Source organism: Rhodococcus sp. P3_B8, assembly GCF_056402775.1.
Genome location: NZ_JBFUGT010000498.1, coordinates 1 through 3174 on the forward strand (window position 1 = coordinate 1; position 3174 = coordinate 3174).

A 3174-nucleotide genomic window follows, 5' to 3' on the forward strand; every position below is an offset into this window, starting at 1 on the left:
CGCGATTTCTGCTCGCGGCTTCCGTACGCGTTCAGGTAGTGCGGAACGATTCCCGAGTGCACACCGAGCTGCAACGAGTGGTCACCGGCCATCACCTGTTCGTGGAACAGCACGGCATCGTGAGCGAAAGTTCCTCCCCCTCCGCCGAACTCCGTAGGAATCGACATACCCGACAAGCCGAGCTTGCCCAGGGTGCCGTAGACCTCCTTGTCCGGAAAGCCCTGTGTGGCGAACCGGCGTTGGTGGGGGGTGACCTCCTTGGCGAAGAAGTTGCGGGCGAGTTCGGCAACCGCGCCGAGTTCGTCGTCCATCCATGGGGATGCGATGTCGGTGATGGCAGGGTGAGCAGTCAAGGGTTCGTCTCCACAGTTGTTGCGAACGAGTCATGAGGGATCAGGTGTCTCAGCTCCCCACCGGGACTCCCGACGTCCGGGCGGCGGGCTCATACACACCTTGGGCGAGTGGTTCGCGGTAGAGCAGCTCGATCGCGGAGGCATACTTCTCGGCGATCGGTTTGCGGCGCAGCTTCATCGTCAAGGTGAGTTCGTCACCGCCCGGCTCCCAGAAGGTGGGGAGGATCAGGAAGCGCTTGATCTGCTCCACGCGAGAGAGGCACGTGTTGGCCATCGCGACGGCGGTCGCGATCATCGCGATCATGTCGCGGTCTCGTGCCAGGGAAGCGGCGTCGACCAGGATGTCCTTCGTCGCAGCGAAATTGGCTGCGGCCTCGGGATCGAGTGAGATCAGGGCCGTGTTGTACGGCCGCGCATCTCCGATGGTGGCCACGCCGCCGATGAGCGAGGAGGTGGCCTTGATTGCGTTCTCGATGGTGGCGGGGGACATATTCTTCCCCGACGAGTTGATGATCAGTTCCTTCTTCCGATCGATCACGGCGAGGTATCCGTCCGGGTCGATGGACACCACGTCACCGGTGGCCAGCCATCCGTCGGCGTCGACGGCGTCGGCAGTCTTGGCGGGCTCGCCCCGGTAACCCTTCATGACGAGGGGGCCACGAACGAAAAGCTCACCGTCGTTCGCGACCCGCATGTCCATGCCGGGCACGATCTTGCCGACCGTTCCCAGTTTGGCGGGATCGGCCGGGGCCGCGCTGGCGATGCAGGTCAGTTCCGACATCCCCCAGATCTCGGAGATCTGCAGCCCGAGCCCGGAGAAGAACGCCAACGTGTCGGCGGGTATCGGTGCCGCCCCCGACACGGCCCATCTGAGCTTGTCGAATCCGAGTTCGGCGCGCATCGGCGCCAACACCATCGATTCTGCCTTGACGAACTCGTGTTCCAGTTCCTCCGGTACCGGCAGCCCTGCCCGGAGCATCTCGATCCGGCGTGCACCGACATCGAGCCCCCACTGCAACGCGTGCCGTCGTGCGTCGTCCGGCTCGTTCGCCACCGCCCGTTCGACCGCGATCTTCAGCTTCTCCCAGACACGCGGCACCGCGCCCCAGATGGTCGGCCGGCAGTCGGGAAGTGCGGCAGCGATCTCCCGCACGTCCGCGACGACGGTGACTTGCGTTCCGAACACCGTCTGGAAGTACAGCGCCGTCATCCGATCGGCGATGTGTGCCGACGGCATGAAGGAGGTGATGCGGTCTCCGAACTCGATCGGGAGGATCCAGCACACCGCGCCGGCCTCGAACAGCAATGCGGCATGAGTCGACTCCACGCCTTTCGGGTTGCCGGTGGTGCCCGAGGTGTAGATCAGGGTTGCAACATCGTCGGGTCGCACCGATTGCCACGCGGCGTCGAAGTCGAAGTCCGGTGAGCCGAGCGCCTTCATCTGGTTCAAGGTGAGTGTCCCGGCCGGGGCAATTCCTCCCTCGGCGTCGATGACGACGATCTGGTCCAGCTGTGCGCCGGATTCCCTGATCCGCTCCACGTACTGGGCCTCGCACACCACGACCTTGGCTTCGGCGTTGCCGAGAACGTATGCGATGGCAGAGGGGGGAAGCGTGTTGTAGATCGAGAACGACGTCGCCCCGACATGTTGCGCTCCGACATCGATGGGGTAGAACTCCACACGATTGGCCATCATTACGGCGACGGTGTCGCCGCGGCGGACTCCGAGTGCGGCGAATCCGGCTGCCACGTCGCGGACCTGGCTCGAGTACTGCCGCCAGGTCAACGTCTGTGCATCACCGACCGTTCGCAGCGCGATGGCGTCCGGGTCGATGGCGGCGGTGCGTTGAAAAGCTGCGCACAGGGTGTGGGGCGCTTCCTCGATGGTCATGGTGTTCTCCTCGCGTCGGGACCGGCTGTCGTGGATCCACTCGCATGTGTGGTGATGGGGCGTTCTTCGAGCTCACGGATCAGTTGGTGGCATTCGGCGTCGGCCGCGAGGTGGCCGTCGGCGAGCACGTTCACCAGTCCTCGTCCCAGGGCCCACGGTTGCCATGCCGCTGGAGCGAGGGTGCGTCCCGCGCGGCGGGCGATAGCGTCTGCGATCACCGTCGCCGCATCCTCCGGGCTGATGCGGCGGCGCAGCGGACGCGGAAGGCGCGCATCGAGCCTTCTGCCGAACTCGTCGTCGTCGAGTGTTGCCCGAGCCAGTTGGGTGTCGACCATCCCGAAGTACGCCACACCCGCGGAGGCGCCGTAGCCGGCGAGTTCGAGACGGAGCGCCCGGCCGAGTTGTTCGACGGCGGCCTTGCTGATCATGTAGGACGCGCCACCGAGACCGGGTGCGAAGGCCGCCGCAGACGACACCACCACGATGTGGCCGCGTCGCGCGATCACTTCGTCGATCGCAGGATGGACGGTGTTGAAGACACCGGTGAGATTTATGTCGATGACGCGGTCGAAGCCCGCCGGATCGATCTGGCGGAGGGTGGACGGGGGCGGGGTCACTCCGGCGTTCGCGATCACCACATCGATCCGCCCATACCGCTCGATCACCGCGTGCACGGCCGCATCCATGCCGGGACGGTCGCGGACATCGGCGACCAGGGTGAGGACCCGCCGTCGGCCGAGCGCGAATTCGGCTGCCGTCAGCGACGATTGATTGACGTCGAGCAGTGCGACCGTTGCGCCGCGGGCATGCAGCGCTCGCGCCGATGCCAGTCCGATACCGTCACCTCCGCCGGTAATCAGGACCACCTTGCCGGCAACGTTGTACTCGGCGCCTCGACCGGGAAGTGGGAGGCCCAGGTCTCTCAGGGTG

The 3174-nt window shown here is 65.6% G+C and carries 3 protein-coding genes; all 3 read right to left on the reverse strand.

The window, feature by feature from the left end; translation table 11 throughout:
• The coding region (locus AC1D1G_RS43530; protein WP_477956744.1) for an acyl-CoA dehydrogenase family protein at positions 1–353 on the reverse strand (353 nt) is incomplete at its 3' end.
• Between the two features lie 49 nt (positions 354–402).
• A complete protein-coding gene (gene fadD11, locus AC1D1G_RS43535) occupies positions 403–2244 on the reverse strand; it encodes a fatty acid--CoA ligase FadD11 (protein WP_477956745.1) in 1842 nt (613 codons plus the stop codon).
• Positions 2241–3174, reverse strand: a 934-nt coding sequence (locus tag AC1D1G_RS43540; RefSeq protein WP_477956746.1) for an SDR family oxidoreductase, incomplete at its 5' end; no start/stop codon positions are given. The genes fadD11 and AC1D1G_RS43540, both read right to left, overlap by 4 nt.